Origin of the sequence: Stenotrophomonas maltophilia (genome assembly GCF_004920835.1) — a bacterium.
In the GTDB taxonomy this organism is placed as follows: domain Bacteria; phylum Pseudomonadota; class Gammaproteobacteria; order Xanthomonadales; family Xanthomonadaceae; genus Stenotrophomonas; species Stenotrophomonas maltophilia_AQ.
This window is the reverse complement of the sequence record NZ_QFHO01000009.1, coordinates 102003-119851: the sequence shown is the minus strand read 5'-3', so window position 1 is coordinate 119851 and position 17849 is coordinate 102003. Positions and strand designations below refer to the sequence as shown.

At 66.2% G+C, this 17849-nt stretch carries 14 protein-coding genes; 8 read left to right on the top strand and 6 right to left on the bottom strand.

Annotated elements, in window-relative coordinates; all coding sequences use genetic code 11:
* Positions 1–33: 33 nt before the first annotated feature.
* The 4 genes from DI041_RS08985 to DI041_RS08970 are packed head-to-tail and all read left to right on the top strand — an operon-like array spanning position 34 to position 4736.
* Positions 34–1434, top strand: coding sequence for a TolC family protein (locus DI041_RS08985; protein WP_136638315.1), 1401 nt, complete (start codon positions 34–36; stop codon positions 1432–1434).
* The gene (locus DI041_RS08980; RefSeq protein ID WP_136638316.1) at positions 1427–2440 is read left to right on the top strand and encodes an HlyD family secretion protein; all 1014 of its coding nucleotides are present in this window, start codon (positions 1427–1429) and stop codon (positions 2438–2440) included. Before DI041_RS08985 ends, DI041_RS08980 begins: the two co-directional genes overlap by 8 nt.
* Positions 2425–3612, top strand: coding sequence for an ABC transporter permease (locus tag DI041_RS08975; protein ID WP_136638317.1), 1188 nt, complete (start codon positions 2425–2427; stop codon positions 3610–3612). The genes DI041_RS08980 and DI041_RS08975 overlap by 16 nt, the downstream gene beginning before the upstream one ends.
* The gene (locus tag DI041_RS08970; RefSeq protein WP_046983259.1) at positions 3609–4736 is read left to right on the top strand and encodes an ABC transporter permease; all 1128 of its coding nucleotides are present in this window, start codon (positions 3609–3611) and stop codon (positions 4734–4736) included. Before DI041_RS08975 ends, DI041_RS08970 begins: the two co-directional genes overlap by 4 nt.
* A gap of 118 nt (positions 4737–4854) precedes the next feature.
* Here the strand turns inward: DI041_RS08970 and DI041_RS08965 are convergent, their stop codons facing one another.
* On the bottom strand, positions 4855–5223 hold the full coding sequence (locus DI041_RS08965) for a glycine zipper 2TM domain-containing protein (RefSeq protein WP_032127541.1): 369 nt from the start codon (positions 5221–5223) through the stop codon (positions 4855–4857).
* Between the two features lie 167 nt (positions 5224–5390).
* Positions 5391–7613: a methyl-accepting chemotaxis protein gene (locus tag DI041_RS08960; RefSeq protein WP_046983260.1), complete on the bottom strand. Its 2223-nt coding sequence runs from the start codon at positions 7611–7613 to the stop codon at positions 5391–5393.
* A 313-nt stretch (positions 7614–7926) separates the two neighbouring features.
* On the opposite strand from DI041_RS08960, the gene DI041_RS08955 reads away from it, so the two are divergent.
* Entirely contained in the window at positions 7927–8319 is a 393-nt protein-coding gene (locus DI041_RS08955) for a barstar family protein (protein ID WP_046983261.1), read from the top strand.
* 27 nt (positions 8320–8346) lie between these two features.
* Here DI041_RS08955 and DI041_RS08950 read toward each other — a convergent pair whose 3' ends face one another.
* Together DI041_RS08950 and DI041_RS08945 are read right to left on the bottom strand one after the other, a co-directional pair.
* Complete coding sequence (locus DI041_RS08950; RefSeq protein WP_046983262.1) at positions 8347–9339, bottom strand: glycosyltransferase family protein; 993 nt, start codon at positions 9337–9339, stop codon at positions 8347–8349.
* On the bottom strand, positions 9339–10616 hold the full coding sequence (locus tag DI041_RS08945) for an O-antigen ligase family protein (RefSeq protein ID WP_136638318.1): 1278 nt from the start codon (positions 10614–10616) through the stop codon (positions 9339–9341). The genes DI041_RS08950 and DI041_RS08945 overlap by 1 nt, the downstream gene beginning before the upstream one ends.
* Before the next feature lie 350 nt (positions 10617–10966).
* On the opposite strand from DI041_RS08945, the gene mutS reads away from it, so the two are divergent.
* The 3 genes from mutS to DI041_RS08930 all read left to right on the top strand — a co-directional run bounded on the left by mutS (position 10967) and on the right by DI041_RS08930 (position 16059).
* Complete coding sequence (gene mutS, locus DI041_RS08940) at positions 10967–13522, top strand: DNA mismatch repair protein MutS (RefSeq protein ID WP_248298435.1); 2556 nt, start codon at positions 10967–10969, stop codon at positions 13520–13522.
* A gap of 194 nt (positions 13523–13716) precedes the next feature.
* Complete coding sequence (locus tag DI041_RS08935; RefSeq protein WP_136638320.1) at positions 13717–15360, top strand: catalase; 1644 nt, start codon at positions 13717–13719, stop codon at positions 15358–15360.
* Between the two features lie 108 nt (positions 15361–15468).
* Positions 15469–16059 carry a DUF937 domain-containing protein gene (locus DI041_RS08930; protein WP_136638321.1) on the top strand — a complete coding sequence of 197 codons (591 nt, stop codon included), beginning with the start codon at positions 15469–15471 and terminating at the stop codon, positions 16057–16059.
* A 72-nt stretch (positions 16060–16131) separates the two neighbouring features.
* Here the strand turns inward: DI041_RS08930 and DI041_RS08925 are convergent, their stop codons facing one another.
* On the bottom strand, positions 16132–17319 hold the full coding sequence (locus DI041_RS08925; RefSeq protein ID WP_136638322.1) for a glycoside hydrolase family 5 protein: 1188 nt from the start codon (positions 17317–17319) through the stop codon (positions 16132–16134).
* A gap of 113 nt (positions 17320–17432) precedes the next feature.
* Positions 17433–17840, bottom strand: a complete 408-nt coding sequence (locus DI041_RS08920; RefSeq protein WP_004149153.1) for an RNA-binding S4 domain-containing protein — start codon at positions 17838–17840, stop codon at positions 17433–17435.
* Positions 17841–17849: the final 9 nt, after the last annotated feature.

The following is a 17849-nucleotide window of genomic DNA, read 5'->3' as shown; positions in this document are numbered from 1 at the left end:
ACCGTTTGCGCACTTCTTCACCATTGGGACGGCATGGGCGTGATCGGCCGACGTACAAGGATGCACTGCGCGAAGGCCGCGCTGGCGCTGGCAGCCTGCCTGCCACTGGCTGCAGCGGCGCAGACTCTCACCGATGCACCCGCATTGGACTGGGAACAGGCTCGGCAGCGGCTGGAGCAGGTCTCCGACGCACTGGCCGCCTCCGATGCCGCCGTACGCAACAAGCAGGACCTGCAGGAAGCCACGCGCCTGCTGCGCCTGCCGGAGATCACCGGCGAGGTACGCCGCCTGCAGTTCCAGAAGACCCTCACCCTGCCACTGGGTTCGCTGGCGCCGGTGGCCGAGGCCTATGGCATCGACTCGCCGCTGTCATTCACCGAACGCGACTGGCGTACCCGGCCCGTGGTCACTGCGGTGCTGCCGTTGTACACCGGCGGCGTGATTCCGGCCGCGCAACGTGCCGCCAGCGCTGCCCACGAGCAGGCCAGCGCCGAGCGCGAGGCTCAACGCCAATCGCTGACCGTGCAGCTGGCCCAGGCCTATTTCGGCCAGCGCCTGGCCGAGCAGGCGGTGGAGGTGCGGCGCGACGTGCGCGATGGCCTCAACCGCCACCTGTCCGACGCGGAGAAGCTGGAACGTGAGGGCTTCGCCACCCGTGCACAGCGCCTGCAGGCCACCGTGGCCCGCGACAAGGCCGAGCGCGAGTACCAGAAGACAATGAACGACCTGGCCACGCTGAAGGCGGCGCTGGCCACACTGCTGCGCAGTGGTGGCGAAGTACAGCCGGTATCACCGCTGTTCGTGCAGCGCGTGCCGCTGGATCCGGTCACCAGCTTCGAGCGCACCGCGCAGGCACGCCAGCCGCAGATCGCACGCCTGCGGGCGATGGTGGCGCAGGCCGAACAGGGCGTGCGCGTGCAGCAGGCCAAGCTGAAACCGCAGATCTTCGCCTTCGGCCAGTACGACTTCCGTCGCCGCGACGAGATGCTGACCGATCCGGACTGGGCGTTCGGCATCGGCCTGAAGTACACCTTCCTGTCGCCAAACTCGCGACCGGCGCAGATCAGCGCCGCGCGTGCGCAGCAGGACCAGGCCGAAGCGGGCCTGCGTGAGGCCGAGAACCAGGTCGCGCTGGGCGTGCGCAAGGCCTGGAACGAGCTGGAAACCGCGCGTCAGCAGTACGTGCTGCTCGACAGCAGCATTGCCCAGGCACAGGAAAACCTGCGCCTGCAGGAGTTGGCGTTCCGCGAGGGCCAGGCCACCTCGCTGGATGTGATCGATGCACGGCTCGGCCTCGGCGGCGCCCGCGTCGAGCGCGCGCAGGCCGCCTATCAATACGATATTGCGCTGGCACAGTTGCTGGAGATAAGTGGACAGATGGACCGTTTCGAAGAATTCCGGCGCCGTGCGGACGAGGTGATCGACCATGAGTGATGTGCTGCACGACGATGCGACGACGCCCCCGGGCAAGCGCCGGTTGGGACCGATCCTGATAGTGGTGCTGCTGGTCGTGGTGGTGCTCGGCCTGTGGCTGGCCTGGCGCAGCCCAGGCGACCAGATCCAGGGCATGGCCGATGCGGACACCATCAACGTGGCCGCCAAGATCACCGCGCGCGTGGCCGAGCTGAAGGTGCGCGAGGGCGACCGCGTGCAGCCCGGGCAGGTGCTGTTCCTGCTCGACAGCCCCGAAGTGGCCGCCAAGGAACAGCAGGCGCACGGTGCATTGGCCGCCGCACAGGCGGTGGCCGACAAGGCCGACGAAGGCGCGCGCAGCGAAGACATCCGCGCAGCCGAAGCGAACTGGAAGCGGGCCGAAGCCGGTGCGACGCTGGCTGAAGCCACCTACCGGCGCGTGCAGAACCTGTTCAACGAAGGAGTGATGACCCGGCAGAAGCGCGATGAAGCGCATGCCCAGGCCACCAGTTCGCGCGAACTGGCACGTGCCGCCCGCGCGCAGTACGACATGGCGTTGGCCGGTGCACGCGAGCAGGACAAGCGTGCCGCGCAGGGCCAGGTGCAGCAGGCACAGGGCGCGGTGGCCGAAGTCAACGCTGCGCGTGTCGAGGTGGAAGGGCGCGCACCGGTGGCCGGCGAGATCAACAAGCGCATGGCCGACCCGGGCGAACTGGTGCCGGCCGGCTACCCGGTGTTCACCCTGGTCGACATTGATCGCATGTGGGTGGCGATGAACCTGCGCGAATCGCAGATGCAGGGCCTGAAGGTCGGCAGCAAGCTGCGCGGCAGCGTGCCGGCGCTCGGCCAGGACGGCGAATTCGAGGTCTACTTCATCAACCCGGCCGGCGACTATGCAACCTGGCGTACCACCCGCCAGTCGTCCGGCTACGACGTCCGCAGCTTCGAGGTGCGGGTGCGCCCGGTACGCCGCATCGAGGGCTTCCGCCCGGGCATGAGCGTGCTGTTCGCATGGCCCCAGCACTGAGCCCCGACCGCGGCGGCTTCGCCGGCTCCTGGCGGCGCGAACTGCGTGCGCTGCGCGGCAGCCGCGCCGATCTGATGCTGGTCACCTTGCTGCCGCTGTTGATGCTGGCCGTGATGGCGTGGATGTTCACGCCCTCGGTGATGCGCGACATCCCGATCTCCGTGGTCGACCTCGACCACAGCAGCGACAGCCGCCTGCTGCTGCGTATGCTCGATGCCAGTCCCGGCGTGCGCATCGCCAGCCAGCCGGCGAACCTGGAAGACGCACGCTCGCAGCTGCGCAGCCTGGACGTGTTCGCCATCGTGCTGGTGCCGCGCGACGTCACCCGGCAGGCGCTGCGTGGCCGCCAGGGCACGGTGTTCGCCTATTACAACGCTACCTACATGACCACTGGACAATCCGCTGCGCGCGATATCGGCGACGCGGTCTCGGCCTGGAACGCGCGCCTGCTGCGCGAGCGCATCGGCCTGCAGGTCGGCCCGGGCAAGCTGCGTGCGGTGCCGATCGCGGTGCAGTCGGACATCCTCTACAACCCTGCACGCAGCTACGAACTGTTCCTGCTGCCGCTGATCTTCCCGGCGGTACTGTCACTGGTACTGGCGCTTGCCGTGGCCGGCAGCCTCGGCCGCGAGATCCGCGACGGCACCCTGCGCGCCTGGCTGGGCCGCACGCCGTGGCCGGCGATCGCCGGCAAGGTCGCGCCATACATCCTGCTGTTCTCGGTGTATGGCGCACTCGGCATCGGCTACCTCGCCTGGCTGCGCGGCGATGGCGTGGCGGGCAGCGTGCTCCTGCTGCTGCTCGCACAACCCTTGTTCTATCTGGCTACCGCCGCCTACGCGCTGTTCTTCGTCGGCGTCACCCGCGACATGGGCACCGCGCTGTCCGCGGTCGGCCTCAGCATCGGCACCGCGCTGGCGTTCTCCAGCGCGACCTTCCCGGTGCTGGACGGCCCGTTGTTCACCCGCATCTGGCACCAGCTGCTGCCACTGAGCGCCTACATCAAGCTGCAGACCCAGCAGCAGTTCATCGGTTCGCCGCTGCTGGTCTCGTCGTGGCCGCTGGCCACGCTGCTGCTGATGTCAGTCGTAGCCGGCGGCATCGGTGGGCTGCGCCTGATCGCCTTCGCGCGTGCGCCCGAGGCCGCACAACCGGCAGGGGCCGACGCATGAGCGCACTGTGGCGCAGCCTGCGGCAGACCCTGATGGCGGTGCTGTGCGACCGCTATGCGATCGTGGTGATGGTCGGCGCGGTGATCCTGTATTCGTTCTTCTACCCGGCCGCATACCGCCACCAGGTGGCCGGCAACCTGCCGGTGCTGGTGGTGGATGAAGACCACAGCGCGACCAGCCGCGAACTGCTGCGCAAGCTCGATGCGCTGCGGGTCGCGCGCGTGGTCGGGCAACCGGCCGACATCGACAGCGCACGCCAACAGCTGGAAGCCGGCCACGCCGAAGGCGTCGTGCTGATCCCGGCCAACCTGGAGCGCGACATCCTGCGCGGCCATCCTGCCAAGCTGGTGCTGCTCGGCAACGGTGCCTACCTGGGCCGCGCCAGCTGGGTGCTGGGCAGCGTGGCCGATGCACTGGGTGCCTTCGGGCGTGACGCCGTGGTCGGCCAGGCCGCCTTCATGGGCGCGCCGCAGGCACCACCGATCACCCTGGTGCAGCGCCCGCTGTACAACACCCAGGAAGGCTACGGCAGCGCCATCGTGCCCGGCGTGGCCGAGCTGATCGTGCACCAGACGCTGCTGATGGGCATCGGCGTCCTGCTCGGCGGCCGCCGCCTCGCACTCGGCCGGCGACTGCGCTTCGACCTCCCGACTTTGGGGGGCATGGCATTGGGCTTCGGCCTGATCGGACTGTTCGGCCTGTTCTACTACGCCGGTTTCACCGCCTGGGTGCAGGACTATCCGCGCGGCGGCAACCCGCTGGGCCAGCTGCTGGGCGGCACCTTGTTCATCGCCGCCACGGTGGCGTTCGGCCTGTTCGTCGGCAGCTTCTTCCGCACCCGCGAGCGTGCGTTCCAGTACATCATTGCCACCTCGATCCCGCTGTTCTTCCTGGCCAACCTGTCGTGGCCGGCGGTGATGACGCCGCAACCGCTGGTCTGGCTGGCGCAGTTGCTGCCGACCACCTCGGGCATCAACCTGATGGTGCGCCTGAACCAGATGGATGCCAGTCTTGCGGAAGTCAGCCACGAGCTGATCACCCTCAGCACCCTGCTGCTGCTCTACGGTGCCCTCGCCGCCTGGCGCCTCCTCGCAAAAAAGGGGACGGAGGGGATTAAGTCGTAAGCGGCCGGTTGGGGGATTGCGACTTAATCCCCTCCGTCCCCTTTTTGCATAACGACGAACGCCGGCGTGGGGCCGGCGTCCGAGTACTGCAGTGTGGAAGGGGTGACGGGTCGATCAATCAGCGGTAGACGCGCTCACAGCGGCGTTCAACCACGCGATCACCATTCTTCTGCTGGCTGTTGCCCTGGATCTGGCGGCCCGCCGCACCACCGGCGACGGCACCCGCCACGGTGGCCAGCTTCTTGCCGTTGCCGCCGCCGACCTGGTTGCCGAGCAGGCCACCGATCACGGCGCCAGTCGCGGTACCCGTGATGCGGTTCGGGTCGCGCGAGTTGCGCTGCACTTCCACGTTCTTGCAGACCACGCGGCTGCCGTCATTGAACTTGCGTCCTTCATCACGTGGTCCGTAGGTCTGTGCGCCGGCAACGGACGATGCCGCCAGCAGCGTGCCCAGCACAAGCAATCGGGTCGAAGTCTTCATGGCCATCTCCTGAGGTCCGGTATGGCACAAGTTTCCTCCCGCGGTTGGCAACCGGAAGTGAAATGCATGTGTCCGCCACTTCATCGGCCATCAGCCGTTCAGGAAGAAAATTCGCGCCCATCGCGATCAGCCATCGCGATGGGCGCCGTCTCCCTGCCGGCATTTCAACCCTGCTAGAACTCTTCCCAGCCGCCCGCATTGGCCGCCAGCGTCGGTTCGATGCGTGGCGACAGCGGTGCAGAACGGCGCACCGGGCTAACAGTGGCAGCCACTGCAGCCAAGGCCGGGCGTACCGCAGCTGCGGCCGTCATTGCGCCGGTGCGGAATACCGATACCGCCTCGGCCAGCAGGTTGGACTGCTCCTCCATCGAGCGTGCGGCGGCGCTCGCTTCTTCCACCAGGGCCGCGTTCTGCTGGGTGGTCTCGTCCATCTGCACCACCGCCTGGTTGACCTGCTCGATACCCGAGCTCTGCTCCTGCGAGGCGGCGGAGATGTCGGCCATGATGTCGGTCACCCGCTGCACGGAGGCCACGATCTCACCCATCGTGGTGCCGGCCTGGCGGACCAGGGCCGATCCGTCGGCGACCTTGCCGACCGAGTCTTCGATCAGGCCCTTGATCTCCTTGGCCGCGCCTGCCGAACGCTGCGCCAGTGTGCGTACCTCGCTGGCAACCACCGCAAACCCCCTGCCCTGCTCGCCGGCACGCGCGGCTTCCACCGCGGCGTTCAACGCCAGGATATTGGTCTGGAACGCGATACCGTCGATGACCGAGATGATCTCAGCGATCTTCTTCGACGACGCCTCGATGGCCGTCATCGTGGTGACCACCTGGCCAACCACCTCGCCGCCCTGCGAGGCGACACCATGCGCGCCGATGGCGAGCTGGTTGGCCTGGCGTGCATGCTCGGCATTCTGCTTCACGGTGGAGGTCAGCTCCTCCATCGATGCCGCCGTCTCTTCCAGGTTCGCCGCCTGCTGCTCGGTACGCCGCGACAGGTCGGTGTTGCCCGAGGCGATCTCACCTGCCGCAAGGTTGATGCTGGATGCACTGGCCTGGATGCGACCGACGATCTGCTTGAGCTGATCGACCGTGGCATTGCAGTCATCACGCATGCGCGCGAACACACCATGGAAATCGCCCTGCATGCGCACGGTCAGGTCACCGCGCGAGATGGCCTGCAGCAGGGTCGAGACCTGTACCAGGTTCTCGTCGGTGGTCTGCATCAGGCGATTGAGCCCCGCCACCATGTCGCGGAAATCGTAGGCGAAGCGATCCTCGTCACCACGCAGGCTGAAGTCACCTGCCGCAGCGGCGGTTGCCAAGCGGCGGATCTCGCTGTTGATCGCCGACAGGCTGCTCTTGGTCTCATCCATCGCCTGGGTGATCGCCGCCTTCTCGCCGGGCAATGGATCCATGTCCACCGACAGGTCGCCACGCGCGTAGTGCTTCATCACCTCGATCAAGCGGTTCTGCACCTGCACGTGCGAGCCGACCAGCGCATTGGTCTCGTGCACCATGCGCCCGTAGTCGCCGGGGAACGCGCTTTCATCCATGCGGTAGCTGAGGCTGCCGGCATCGTGCTGGCGGGCCAGCTCGCCCTGTGCCGCCATCACCGACTGCAACTGTGCCTGCATGCGCTGCATCGACTTCAGCAGCTGGGTCACCTCGTCATTGCCGGTGGCGTCGATGCTGCTGTCCAGACGGCCATTGGCGATGCCATCGGCCAGCTTCACCGCTCCTTCCAGCGGGCGGGTCAGGCTGCGGGTGATCGCCCAGGCCGCCAACGTGCCCAGCAACAGGCTCAGTGCCCCGAACGCGATCGATAGCGTGCCGGTCCACGATTCTGTTGCGCGGTACTCTTCGCGGCTGCGTTCGGTCAGCGTTTCCTGATGGCGCAGCAGGGCCGAAATGGATTCATTCCAGGCCGTTGCCAATCCGTGCTCGGCCAGCAGCTCCTTCGCTGCGCCATCAAAATCCCCGGACTTCATGCGCTCATGCAGTTGCTGGGTTGACGCATCGGTGGCCTTGCGGGCGGCCTCGATGCGTGCAACCAGGGTGTCGCCGGTAGCATCACGCGGAATCTTGATGTACTTGGCCCAGATACCGTCATAGGTCCGCGACAACTCCTGGGCACGCTGGTAATCCTTGTCGAACTCGTCACCACGCTTGATCACCATCAGGCGGCGATGCATCAGCACCGCGTTGTTGGTATCAAGCATGTCATTCAACAAACGCATCTTCACCATGTTGACGTCCACCACTTTCTCGAACTGGGCGGACTTCAGGTGATTTCCATACAGCACGAGGCCGACGATGGCCATGATGAACAGCAGCAGCAGACCGAAGCCGGCGCCAAGCCGGGATCCCACACGGAGATTACGTAAGGCAAGCATCTCAATTCCCTTGATCGTGGCCGTACGTTCGATGGCGGCGCAGCGACGGGAAACTTTACGGGACTTTATATATGGACCGATCCAAATACATAAAACTGTGCAGGTAGTCAGAAAATAAAGAAGCGGATAATGGCGCCATATCATTTATCGAATACCGCTGACACGCCAGCGCCCGATGAAAATCACATGGATTTAACGCCATAATCACGCCAGGCCCTGTGCACGATGACCCTGGATTATCTGCACATGACAGAACTGTCCCGGACCGGGCATGTCATGGCATGGCGACGCCCGGGACGGCTACAGTCGGCAGATGACCCGGATCCTGCACATCGAAGGCGCGTCCATCAACGACATCGCCAGTCTCTACGTGGAAATCAATCGCGTGTTCATGGCCGACGAAGACTGGCAGCTGGGACCCAGCCTGGACGCGTTGGATGATCTGCTGTGGGGTGGCTACGGCGCTCTCGCTGGTCATGCCTCCACCACGGTTGTGTGGCGCGACATCGAGCACAGCCGCGAAGCACTGGGCCGCAGGACCACCCAGGCCTGGCTGCAGTCAAAACTCGATCAGGCCGGCACCTTCAACACCGCGGTGATCGCCGACCAGCTGGCGGCGCTGCAACAGGGCCAGGGACAGACCTACTTCGAGATCGTGATGGAGATCTTCAACGGCCACCCGCAGGTCACGCTGGTCCCCGCCTGAGCACGCACCAACCACAGCGTGTTCGCCTCAGAGCTTGGCCAGGGCCTCACCCAGCCGCTTCGGGAACGCGACCTCGCTGGCCAGATGCCACGCGCGCGCATCCGCGCCCAAACGGCTCCACTCCAGCGCATCCATCGCCAAGGCACGCTCGATGGCCTGTTCCAGCGCCGCCTCGTCCACGTGCCAGGTCCTGGACAGGTGGCAGGGCTGGCCCTCATGGGCAGCAACGAGGATGCCACGACTGTCGTCGATCATCTGGTTCATCGGCGCGCCATCGCAGGTGATCACCACCGCCGCACAGCTCATCGCCTCCACCAGGTAGTGGCCCCAGCCTTCCGTCTGCGACAGGCACAGGTGGAACGCATGTTCGTTCTGCAGGCGCCGCACTTCCTCATCGAGCAGGCGCTCGCGGACGATCCGCAGGTTCGCGGCACCGCCCTCGTCCTCGTCCGAAGGACCACCCCGCAGGACGGTCAGCAACGGCCACTCCGGATGGCGCTTCCAGACCTCGACCAGCGTTGCCGTGCCCTTCATGCGACTGGTACCGGCTGCATGCAGGAAGCTGCGCGGCTTGCGCGGCACCGAAGGGTCGTGACGGTCACGACTGCAGAAGCCGACCTCCAGCGCGCGCAGGCCAAGTGCATTGAAGATGCGCGTGGCTTCTTCGGTCTTGGTCAGCAGTGCATCGAACCGCGGCAGGATGCGCAGGCTGCGTGCGGACACCCATTCCGGATTCGGAATCAGCAGGTTGACCTTCGCCAGGCCGAAGCTTGCCGGCCGGACATGCTCCAGCGAGATGTTGATGTCGAACCGTGCCGGCTTCCGGCCCAGGCTCAGCCACGAGGCCAGCAGCCTGCGCAGGCGCATCCCGCGCAGCTTCCAGGCGCCGCCATTGCGCACTGCATCAAGACGGCTGACGGTCACCTCGTGCCCGAGCTGCTGCAGCGAGCGCTCGATCACCTGGATGTCATGGGACAGGCCACGCTGGTTGTCGGCGGCCAGCAGATGGATATGTGCCATCAGCGGGCACTCCCTTCCCGGTGCAGGTTGCGCGCAGGCAATGCGGTCGCCAGCATGAAGCCCAGCACCAGGTAGAAATAGAACGAATGCGGCATCGCCCGGTAGAACACGTTGTCCGTGAACGCCGAGAGTGCGTAGACAATGACCACTGCGAGTCCTGCGGTGGCGATCATCGCGGTCGTCTCATCGGCATGGCCGAGACGTCGCGCGAAGTGGATGCCGGGCAGGATGAAGATCAGCAGCATGATCACCAACAGCGGCACACCACCGGTCGCCGCCGCTTCCAGGTATTCGTTGTGCGGGTGGTTGTAACGTACGATTGAATCGGAGACCTCGCCGCGGGCGATACCTTCGCGTGCATAGGTGCCGAACTGGTTCAGGCCGACACCGGCCAACGGGTGCTCCGCGAAGGCGTCGACCGCCACGCCCCACATTGCAATGCGCTCGCGGACCGAGCCGACCTCGTTCTCCTGGCTGAAACCGGAGATTTCGCCACTGACCTCACCGAAGCGCTGGATGACCTGGTGGTTCAGCACGCTGGTGGCACCGGCCACGCCGATGACCAGCGCCCCGACAAAGGCCAACGCGCCGCGCCAGCGCCGGGTGCGCCGGACGTGCACGGCGATCACCATCAGCATTGCGGGAATGAACGCCAGGATCGGCCCCCGGCTCTGCGCCAGGATCGAACCGTAGACGCCCACCGTGATGGCGATGCCGTGCAGCCAGCGCTCGGCCGGATGGACGTTCGGCTGGATCAGCCGGATGACCGAAAACAGCGCCATGCACAGCGTGACCATGGTGAACTCGATGGCCGTCCACTCACCACCGCTGAAACCATGTGCGCGTTCCAGCCCCATCATGTGGTGCTGCACGATGCACGAGCCACCGAAGATCAGGGTCGACAAAGCGAAGATCTTCCAGATCAGTCGCCAGTCCAGGGCGGTGGCGAACACCGCGGCCGTGCCCAGGTAGATCAGTGTCTGTGCCGGAAGGTCCAGTTCGTTCCAGCGCAGGCCGTGCCAGCCGATGCTGTAGAAGGCGTAGGCCAGGCGCAGCAAGCAGACGATCACGATGAACCGGGCGATGTGGTAGCGCAGTCGGACATCGGGCTGGCGGCGGATCAGGACCACGCCGGTGACCAGCAGGGCCAGCAGCAGCACCGCCTTCAGCAGGTTGTAGGGTGCGGATCCGGCAAGCGGGACAAGGGCGACCAGAATGCTGAGCAGGACGGTACGCCAGGTGTAACGAGGTTCGGCGGCCGTGCTGGCTGCAGTCATGCTTGTTCTTTCCATCAACGCCCGCCCGGGGATGAGTTGCCCCGGTTTCCATGGAGGCCGTTTGGCGGAAATCGCCGGGGCTGACACTACCGTGGGGGCCTACGGAAATCAACCAAACCACAGGTGTACGGGCGTGTGGCGTTGGCCTGCAGACAGCCCGGCCAACGGCCCTGCCCGGAGCACCGACGCTGCGGATCACCGACCGCCCCAGGTCGCTACACTAACGGCCCTGCCGGCCGTGGTCGCATGGCCACGCCCCGACGCCCTGCCCAAGACGCGAAACGCCCCAAGTGACTGATACAAAAGACAACACCAGCAACGCCAAGGCGTCCAAGGACCACACCCCGCTGATGAAGCAGTTCTTCGCGGCCAAGTCCGACCATCCGGACCTGCTGCTGTTCTTCCGCATGGGTGACTTCTACGAGCTGTTCTACGATGACGCCCGCAAGGCGGCACGGCTGCTGGACATCACCCTGACCCAGCGCGGCAGCTCCGGCGGCGCGCCGATCCCGATGGCCGGCGTACCCGTGCATGCCTACGAAGGCTACCTGGCACGGCTGGTGGCACTGGGCGAATCGGTGGCGATCTGTGAACAGATCGGCGACCCGGCCCTGGCCAAGGGCCTGGTCGAACGCAAGGTGGTGCGCATCGTCACCCCCGGCACGGTCACCGACGAGGCCCTGCTGGATGAACGCCGCGACACCCTGCTGATGGCGCTGTCGCGCAGCAAGCAGGGTTACGGCCTGGCGTGGGCCGACCTGGCCGGTGGCCGCTTCCTGGTCAACGAGGTGGAAACCGACGACGCACTGGAAGCCGAGCTGGCACGGCTGGAACCGGCCGAACTGCTGGTGCCCGACGAGGAAAACTGGCCGGAATTCCTGCGCCAGCGCACCGGCGTGCGCCGCCGCGCACCGTGGCTGTTCGACGCCGACAGCGGGCGCCGCCAGCTGCTGGCCTTCTTCAAGCTGCATGATCTGAGCGGCTTCGGCATCGATGACAAGCCGCGCGCCACTGCAGCAGCCAGCGCCCTGCTCGGCTATGTGGAGGAAACCCAGAAGCAGCGCCTGCCGCACCTGACCTCCATCGCGATGGAAACCGCCGGCGAAGCGATCGCGATGAATGCAGCAACACGCCGCCATCTGGAACTGGACACGCGCGTCGACGGCGATACCCGCAACACCCTGCTGGGCGTGCTCGACAGCACGGTGACGCCGATGGGCGGACGCCTGCTGCGGCGCTGGCTGCATCGCCCGCTGCGCCTGCGCGAGGTACTGGTACAGCGCCACCACGCAGTGGAAACGCTGATCGACCGCGGCAGCGATGCTGACATCCGCGAGCAGTTCCGTCGCCTCGGCGATCTCGAACGCATCCTCACCCGCGTCGCCCTGCGCTCGGCGCGCCCGCGCGACTTCTCTACCCTGCGTGATGGCCTCGGCCTGCTGCCAGCCGTGCGCGACGTGCTGGCACCGCTGGATTCGCCGCGCCTGCAGGCCCTGCACGCCGCACTCGGCGAGCACGACGAATGCGCGCACCTGCTGGCCAGCGCCATCGCCGAGATGCCGCCGCTGAAGCTGAGCGATGGTGGCGTGCTGGCCGACGGCTTCGATGCCGAGCTGGATGAACTGCGCCGCCTGTCCACCCATGCCGACCAGTTCCTGGTCGACCTGGAAGCACGCGAGCGCGAAAGCAGCGGTATTGCCACCCTGAAGGTGGGCTACAACCGCGTGCACGGCTACTACATCGAAATCAGCAAGGGCCAGTCCGATCGTGCCCCGGTGCACTATACCCGCCGGCAGACGCTGACCAATGCCGAGCGCTACATCACCGAAGAGCTGAAGGCTTTCGAGGACAAGGTGCTGTCCGCGCGCGACCGTTCGCTGTCGCGCGAGAAGTACCTGTACGAGCAGCTGCTGGATACCCTCGGCGGGCAGCTGGAACCGCTGAAGCAGTGTGCTGCCGCGCTGAGCGAACTGGACGTGCTGGCCGGCTTCGCCGAACGCGCGCAGGCGCTGGACTGGGCACGCCCGGAACTGCAGGCCGAGCCCTGCCTGAAGATCGAGCGTGGCCGCCACCCGGTGGTCGAGGCGGTGCGCGAGCAGCCGTTCGAACCGAACGACCTGGACCTGCATCCGGACCGTCGCATGCTGGTCATCACCGGCCCGAACATGGGTGGTAAATCGACCTACATGCGGCAGAACGCGCTGATCGTGCTGCTGGCCCACATCGGCAGCTTCGTGCCGGCCAGCCGTGCGCTGATCGGCCCCATCGACCGTATCCTCACCCGCATCGGCGCCGGTGATGATCTGGCACGCGGGCAGTCGACCTTCATGGTCGAGATGGCCGAGACCAGCTACATCCTGCATCACGCCACCGCGCATTCGCTGGTGCTGATGGACGAGATCGGTCGTGGCACCTCCACCTACGACGGGCTGGCCCTGGCCGATGCCGTGGCGCGCCACCTCGCCTATGAGAACCGCTGCTACACGCTGTTCGCGACCCACTACTTCGAACTGACCGCATTGGCCGACGAGCAGCACGAAGGCGGCCGCAGCGGCATCGCCAACGTGCACCTGGATGCGGTCGAGCACAGTGAGGCGCTGGTGTTCATGCATGCGGTGAAGGATGGCCCGGCCAACCGCAGCTTCGGCCTGCAGGTGGCCGCGCTGGCCGGTCTGCCGCGCGCCACCGTGGCGCAGGCACGGCGCCGCCTGGCCGAGCTGGAGCAGCGCGGCGGTGAAAGCCATGCCGCCGAGCTGGCGCCGCAGGCGCTGGATGCACCGCAGCAATTTGGCCTGTTCGCGGCACCGTCGAGCAAGGCACAGGAAGCACTGGCCGCGATCGACCCCGACGAACTGACCCCGAAGCAGGCGCTGGAAGCGTTGTACCGGTTGAAGGCGCTGCTGTAACCGCAGCGCACGCCCATGGCCTCCCGCCGCCTTGCGGGAGGCCCATCGAAAGGTTGCGCAAATCTGATTCTGCGTTCCAATTGACAGAATCTATCAACCTGAATGAATCATTCGATTATTCATTTCATCTGGCCATAGCTAAAGTCGAGTGAAGATGTTTCTCCCACGTCTTCACCGCCACCAGGAGCCAGCCGATGAGCCAGTCCGACAACAACAACGCCAAGTGCCCTTACCACAGCGCCCCGTCGCCTGAGGAAGGCGCCCAGCAGCAGCGCGAGCTGAGCACCACGCCGGAGCAGAAGCATGGTGACGATCCGGTCACGCCGATGACCACGGCCTTCGGCGCACCGGTGGTGGACAACCAGAACAGCAAGACCGCCGGCCCGCGCGGCCCGCTGCTGATGGAAGACGTCTGGCTGCTGGAAAAGCTGGCCAACCTCAACCGCGAGATCATTCCCGAGCGCCGCATGCACGCCAAGGGCTCGGGCGCGTTCGGCACCTTCACTGTCACCCACGACATCAGCAAGTACACCCGCGCCAGGCTGTTCGAGAAGGTCGGCAAGCAGACCGAGATGTTCGCCCGCTTCACCACGGTAGCCGGCGAGCGCGGTGCCGCCGACGCCGAGCGCGACATCCGCGGCTTCGCGCTGAAGTTCTACACCGAAGAAGGCAACTGGGACCTGGTCGGCAACAACACCCCGGTGTTCTTCCTGCGCGACCCGCGCAAGTTCGCCGACCTCAACAAGGCGGTCAAGCGCGACCCGCACACCAACCTGCGCAGCGCGCGCAACAACTGGGATTTCTGGACGCTGCTGCCCGAAGCCCTGCTGCAGGTGACCGTGGTGATGAGCGACCGCGGCATCCCGCGCAGCTTCCGCCACATGCACGGCTTCGGCTCGCATACCTACAGCTTCACCAATGCCGACAGCGAACGCTTCTGGGTCAAGTTCCATTTCGTCAGCCAGCAAGGCATCGAATCGCTGACCGACGCGCAGGCGCAGATCCTGGTCGGCCATGACCGCGAAAGCCACGGCCGCGACCTGTTCGCCGCCATCGAGAAGGGCGACTTCCCGAAGTGGAAGCTGTTCATCCAGGTCATGCCGGAGCTGGATGCGGAAACCTACCGCGTGCATCCGTTCGACCTGACCAAGGTGTGGCCGAAGAGCGACTACCCGCTGATCGAAGTGGGCCAGTTCGAACTGAACCGCAATCCGGTCAACTGGTACCAGGACGTGGAGCAGTCGGCGTTCGCACCGAGCAACCTGGTGCCGGGCATCGGCCCGTCGCCGGACAAGATGCTGCAGGCACGCCTGTTCGCCTATTCCGATGCGCAGCGTTACCGTCTGGGCGTGAACCACCACCAGATTCCGGTGAACGCGGCGCGCTGCCCGGTGCACAGCAACCACCGCGATGGTGCGATGCGCGTGGATGGCAACTACGGTGGCCTGCCGCACTACGAGCCGAACAGCTACGGCCAGTGGCAGGAGCAGCCGGCATACCGCGAGCCGCCGATGAAGATCCGGGGCGACGCCGACTTCTGGAACTTCCGTGAGGACGACGCCGACTACTTCAGCCAGCCCGGTGCGTTGTTCCGCAGCTACAACCAGGCCCAGAAGGACCGCTTGTTCGCCAACACCGCCCGCGCCCTTGGCGATGCGCCGGACTTCATCAAGCAGCGCCACATCGACAACTGCAACAAGGCCGACCCGGCCTATGGTGCCGGCATCGCTGCGGCCCTGAAGGCGCTGGCTGGCCAACCGTCCGACCCGTTCAAGCCTGCACAGCCGGACGCGGACTTCCCCGCTGCGACCCCGGGTGCGGAAGACATCGAGCTCTGATCGCCCTCCCCTGCGTACGGCACGCCGCCTCCCCGTGAGGCGGCGTCGCCGTTTTAACGGTCCGCGTCGTACCTTCTGCACGCCCAACCCCAATCGAGGATTCCCCAGATGAGCCTGACCGATGAACTTCTGACCAAGTTGCAGGGCGCCCCGCTGCAACAGGTGTCGCAGCAGCTTGGCATCAGCGATACCCAGGCTTCCGGCGCGATCAGTGCCGCGCTGCCGGTGCTGATGGGCGCGCTGGGCAACAACGCCTCGCAGCCACAGGGCGCACAGGCGCTGCTCGGCGCATTGCAGAACAACCACAGCGGCCTGGACCTGGGCAGCGTGCTCGGTTCGGTGCTGGGCGGTGGCGGCGGCGGTGCGGCCAGCGATGGCGCCGGTATCCTCGGCCACATCTTCGGCGGCAGCCAGCAGAAGGTGGAAACCGGCCTGGCCCAGGCCACCCAGCTCGACAGTGGCCGCACCAGCCAGCTGCTGCAGATCCTTGCTCCCATCGTGATGGCCTTCCTGGCACAGCGCCTGGGCGGCGGCCAGGCCGATGCCGGCTCGCTCAGCCAGGCCCTGGGCCAGGAAAAGCAGCAGGTGCAGCAGCAGGGTGGCCTGCTCGGCAGCCTGCTGGACCAGGACGGTGACGGTCAGCTGGGCGTGGGCGATCTGCTCAAGCTGGGCGGCAACCTGCTCGGCGGCAAGCGCTGACGGAAAGCCTCGCCGGGCATGGGCCGGCGCTATCGGCATCTCCATGGGTAGCGCCGGGCCATGCCCGGCGGCTTACTGGTTGCCCGCCTTCAAACGCTGCAGGATCGGTGCGAACAAGGGCGCCTGCATCAAGCGCGGCGGCTCGACATGGCGGCCCTTTTCCTGCGCCTGCCAGTACGACCACGGCAGCGGCTTGTCGCCCAGTTCGTAGTCCATGCCGTCCCAGCCATCCTCGCGGAAGGCGTAGAAGGCCCAGTGCACCTTGTCCTGTTCCAGCACCTGCAGCACATCCTGCAGGTAGCGGCTGCAGTCCGGCCATCGCCGCATGCAGCCGAATTCGGCCACCACCATGCGGTTGGCACCGACACCATGCGAGGCGGCCCACGTCATCGGCTGCTGCAGGTAACGGCGTACACGCGCCGCATCCCAACGCTCGCTGCCTCCACCGAACGGCACCTGTGCCGGATAACGCCAGGGCTTGGCGCGCGTCTGGTTCGGCGCACTGGTTGCCGCGTACGGCTCGTACATGTGCACGCTGTACAGCAGCTTCGAATCCGCCAACGGTGCCGGCCAGTAGTTGAAACCGTCGGCGGCGGCGTACCAGCCCGCATCCAGCATCAGCGGCATCGCGGCGTCGACCTCGCGGATGCTGGCGATCAACCCGGAATAAAAGCGGCGCAGGTCGCGTGGGCCGTCCTGCACACCGGCATACCACTGCTTCATCGCCTCGCTGGACGCATGCTCGGCCAGGCCTGCACCGTATTCGGGCACCGGTTCATTGATGAGATTGTAGGCGGCCAAGGCAGGATGATCCTTCAGCGCCGTGGCCAGATCGTGCCAGAAACGCCGGGCGGGCTCCTGGTTGTCGAAGGACTGCCACAGGCGCTGGTCGACCACATCGCCGTTGTGCTGCTTCCAGCGCAGTAACGGCAGCGACAGCGGCGTCAGCACCACTTTCAGCCCGGCCGCATCGGCGTCATCCAGCACCCGCCGCAGCGTGGCCAGGTCGGCCGGAACCAGTCCACGATAGTCATCGGCGTTGCCGATCAGAAAGTCACGACCGCCCTGCCCCTTCCACTTGTCCGGCACCAGCCGCACCCAGGTCGCACCGGTCGCACGCAGCGCCTCGAAGTATTTCCGGTCCGGAGGCGACATGTTCATGCTGTTGCCACCGCGTTGCGGTACGTCCCAGAAGGTGATGTCGGCAGCGTGCAGTGGCGCAGCAGCAAGCAGGGACAGGCATAACAGCAGACGCCGCATGGGCAGGCCTCCGATAGGTGAAAAACCAGCCTGCCCAGCGCAATCCGAACGCACCGTGACCGGCGCCCTCTTTCGCACCGCGATAGGAACAATCCGTTGGAATCAGGATTTCGCTACAGCGCGTCGATGTCGCCCAACGCCCGGATCAAACGCCGCGCGCGCTTGTCCGGCTTGTGTTCCGGCGGCTGGAAACCATCGCGTGCCGCGATGCGCAGTGCACGCTGTTCGGCACGGCGCGCCTTCGAAGCCTCGCTCTCGGCATACAGCTGCTGTGCCGTTGGCGCCGGCCCGCGCTGGTCGCTCAGGCCCAGCACCTGGATCTCGAAATGCTCCTCGCCACGATCCACCTGCAGCTGCTCACCCACGCGTACCGCGCGCGAGGACTTCGGGCGCTGCCCGGCCACGCTGACCTTGCCGGTCTCGATGGCCTGCTTGGCCAGGCTGCGGGTCTTGAAGAAACGGGCCGCCCACAACCAGATGTCCAGGCGGACACTGGGCGACAACGGGGAAAGCTCAGGCATCGGTGCGGA

What these genes read in the sequence shown, in the direction of transcription:
- DI041_RS08985 (WP_136638315.1), top strand. Translation starts at nt 34, where the DNA reads ATGGGCGTGATCGGCCGACGTACAAGGATGCACTGCGCGAAGGCCGCG.
- DI041_RS08980 (WP_136638316.1), top strand. Translation starts at nt 1,427, where the DNA reads ATGAGTGATGTGCTGCACGACGATGCGACGACGCCCCCGGGCAAGCGC.
- DI041_RS08975 (WP_136638317.1), top strand. Translation starts at nt 2,425, where the DNA reads ATGGCCCCAGCACTGAGCCCCGACCGCGGCGGCTTCGCCGGCTCCTGG.
- DI041_RS08970 (WP_046983259.1), top strand. Translation starts at nt 3,609, where the DNA reads ATGAGCGCACTGTGGCGCAGCCTGCGGCAGACCCTGATGGCGGTGCTG.
- DI041_RS08965 (WP_032127541.1), bottom strand. Translation starts at nt 5,223, where the DNA reads ATGGCCATGAAGACTTCGACCCGATTGCTTGTGCTGGGCACGCTGCTG.
- DI041_RS08960 (WP_046983260.1), bottom strand. Translation starts at nt 7,613, where the DNA reads ATGCTTGCCTTACGTAATCTCCGTGTGGGATCCCGGCTTGGCGCCGGC.
- DI041_RS08955 (WP_046983261.1), top strand. Translation starts at nt 7,927, where the DNA reads ATGACCCGGATCCTGCACATCGAAGGCGCGTCCATCAACGACATCGCC.
- DI041_RS08950 (WP_046983262.1), bottom strand. Translation starts at nt 9,339, where the DNA reads ATGGCACATATCCATCTGCTGGCCGCCGACAACCAGCGTGGCCTGTCC.
- DI041_RS08945 (WP_136638318.1), bottom strand. Translation starts at nt 10,616, where the DNA reads ATGACTGCAGCCAGCACGGCCGCCGAACCTCGTTACACCTGGCGTACC.
- mutS (WP_248298435.1), top strand. Translation starts at nt 10,967, where the DNA reads ATGAAGCAGTTCTTCGCGGCCAAGTCCGACCATCCGGACCTGCTGCTG.
- DI041_RS08935 (WP_136638320.1), top strand. Translation starts at nt 13,717, where the DNA reads ATGAGCCAGTCCGACAACAACAACGCCAAGTGCCCTTACCACAGCGCC.
- DI041_RS08930 (WP_136638321.1), top strand. Translation starts at nt 15,469, where the DNA reads ATGAGCCTGACCGATGAACTTCTGACCAAGTTGCAGGGCGCCCCGCTG.
- DI041_RS08925 (WP_136638322.1), bottom strand. Translation starts at nt 17,319, where the DNA reads ATGCGGCGTCTGCTGTTATGCCTGTCCCTGCTTGCTGCTGCGCCACTG.
- DI041_RS08920 (WP_004149153.1), bottom strand. Translation starts at nt 17,840, where the DNA reads ATGCCTGAGCTTTCCCCGTTGTCGCCCAGTGTCCGCCTGGACATCTGG.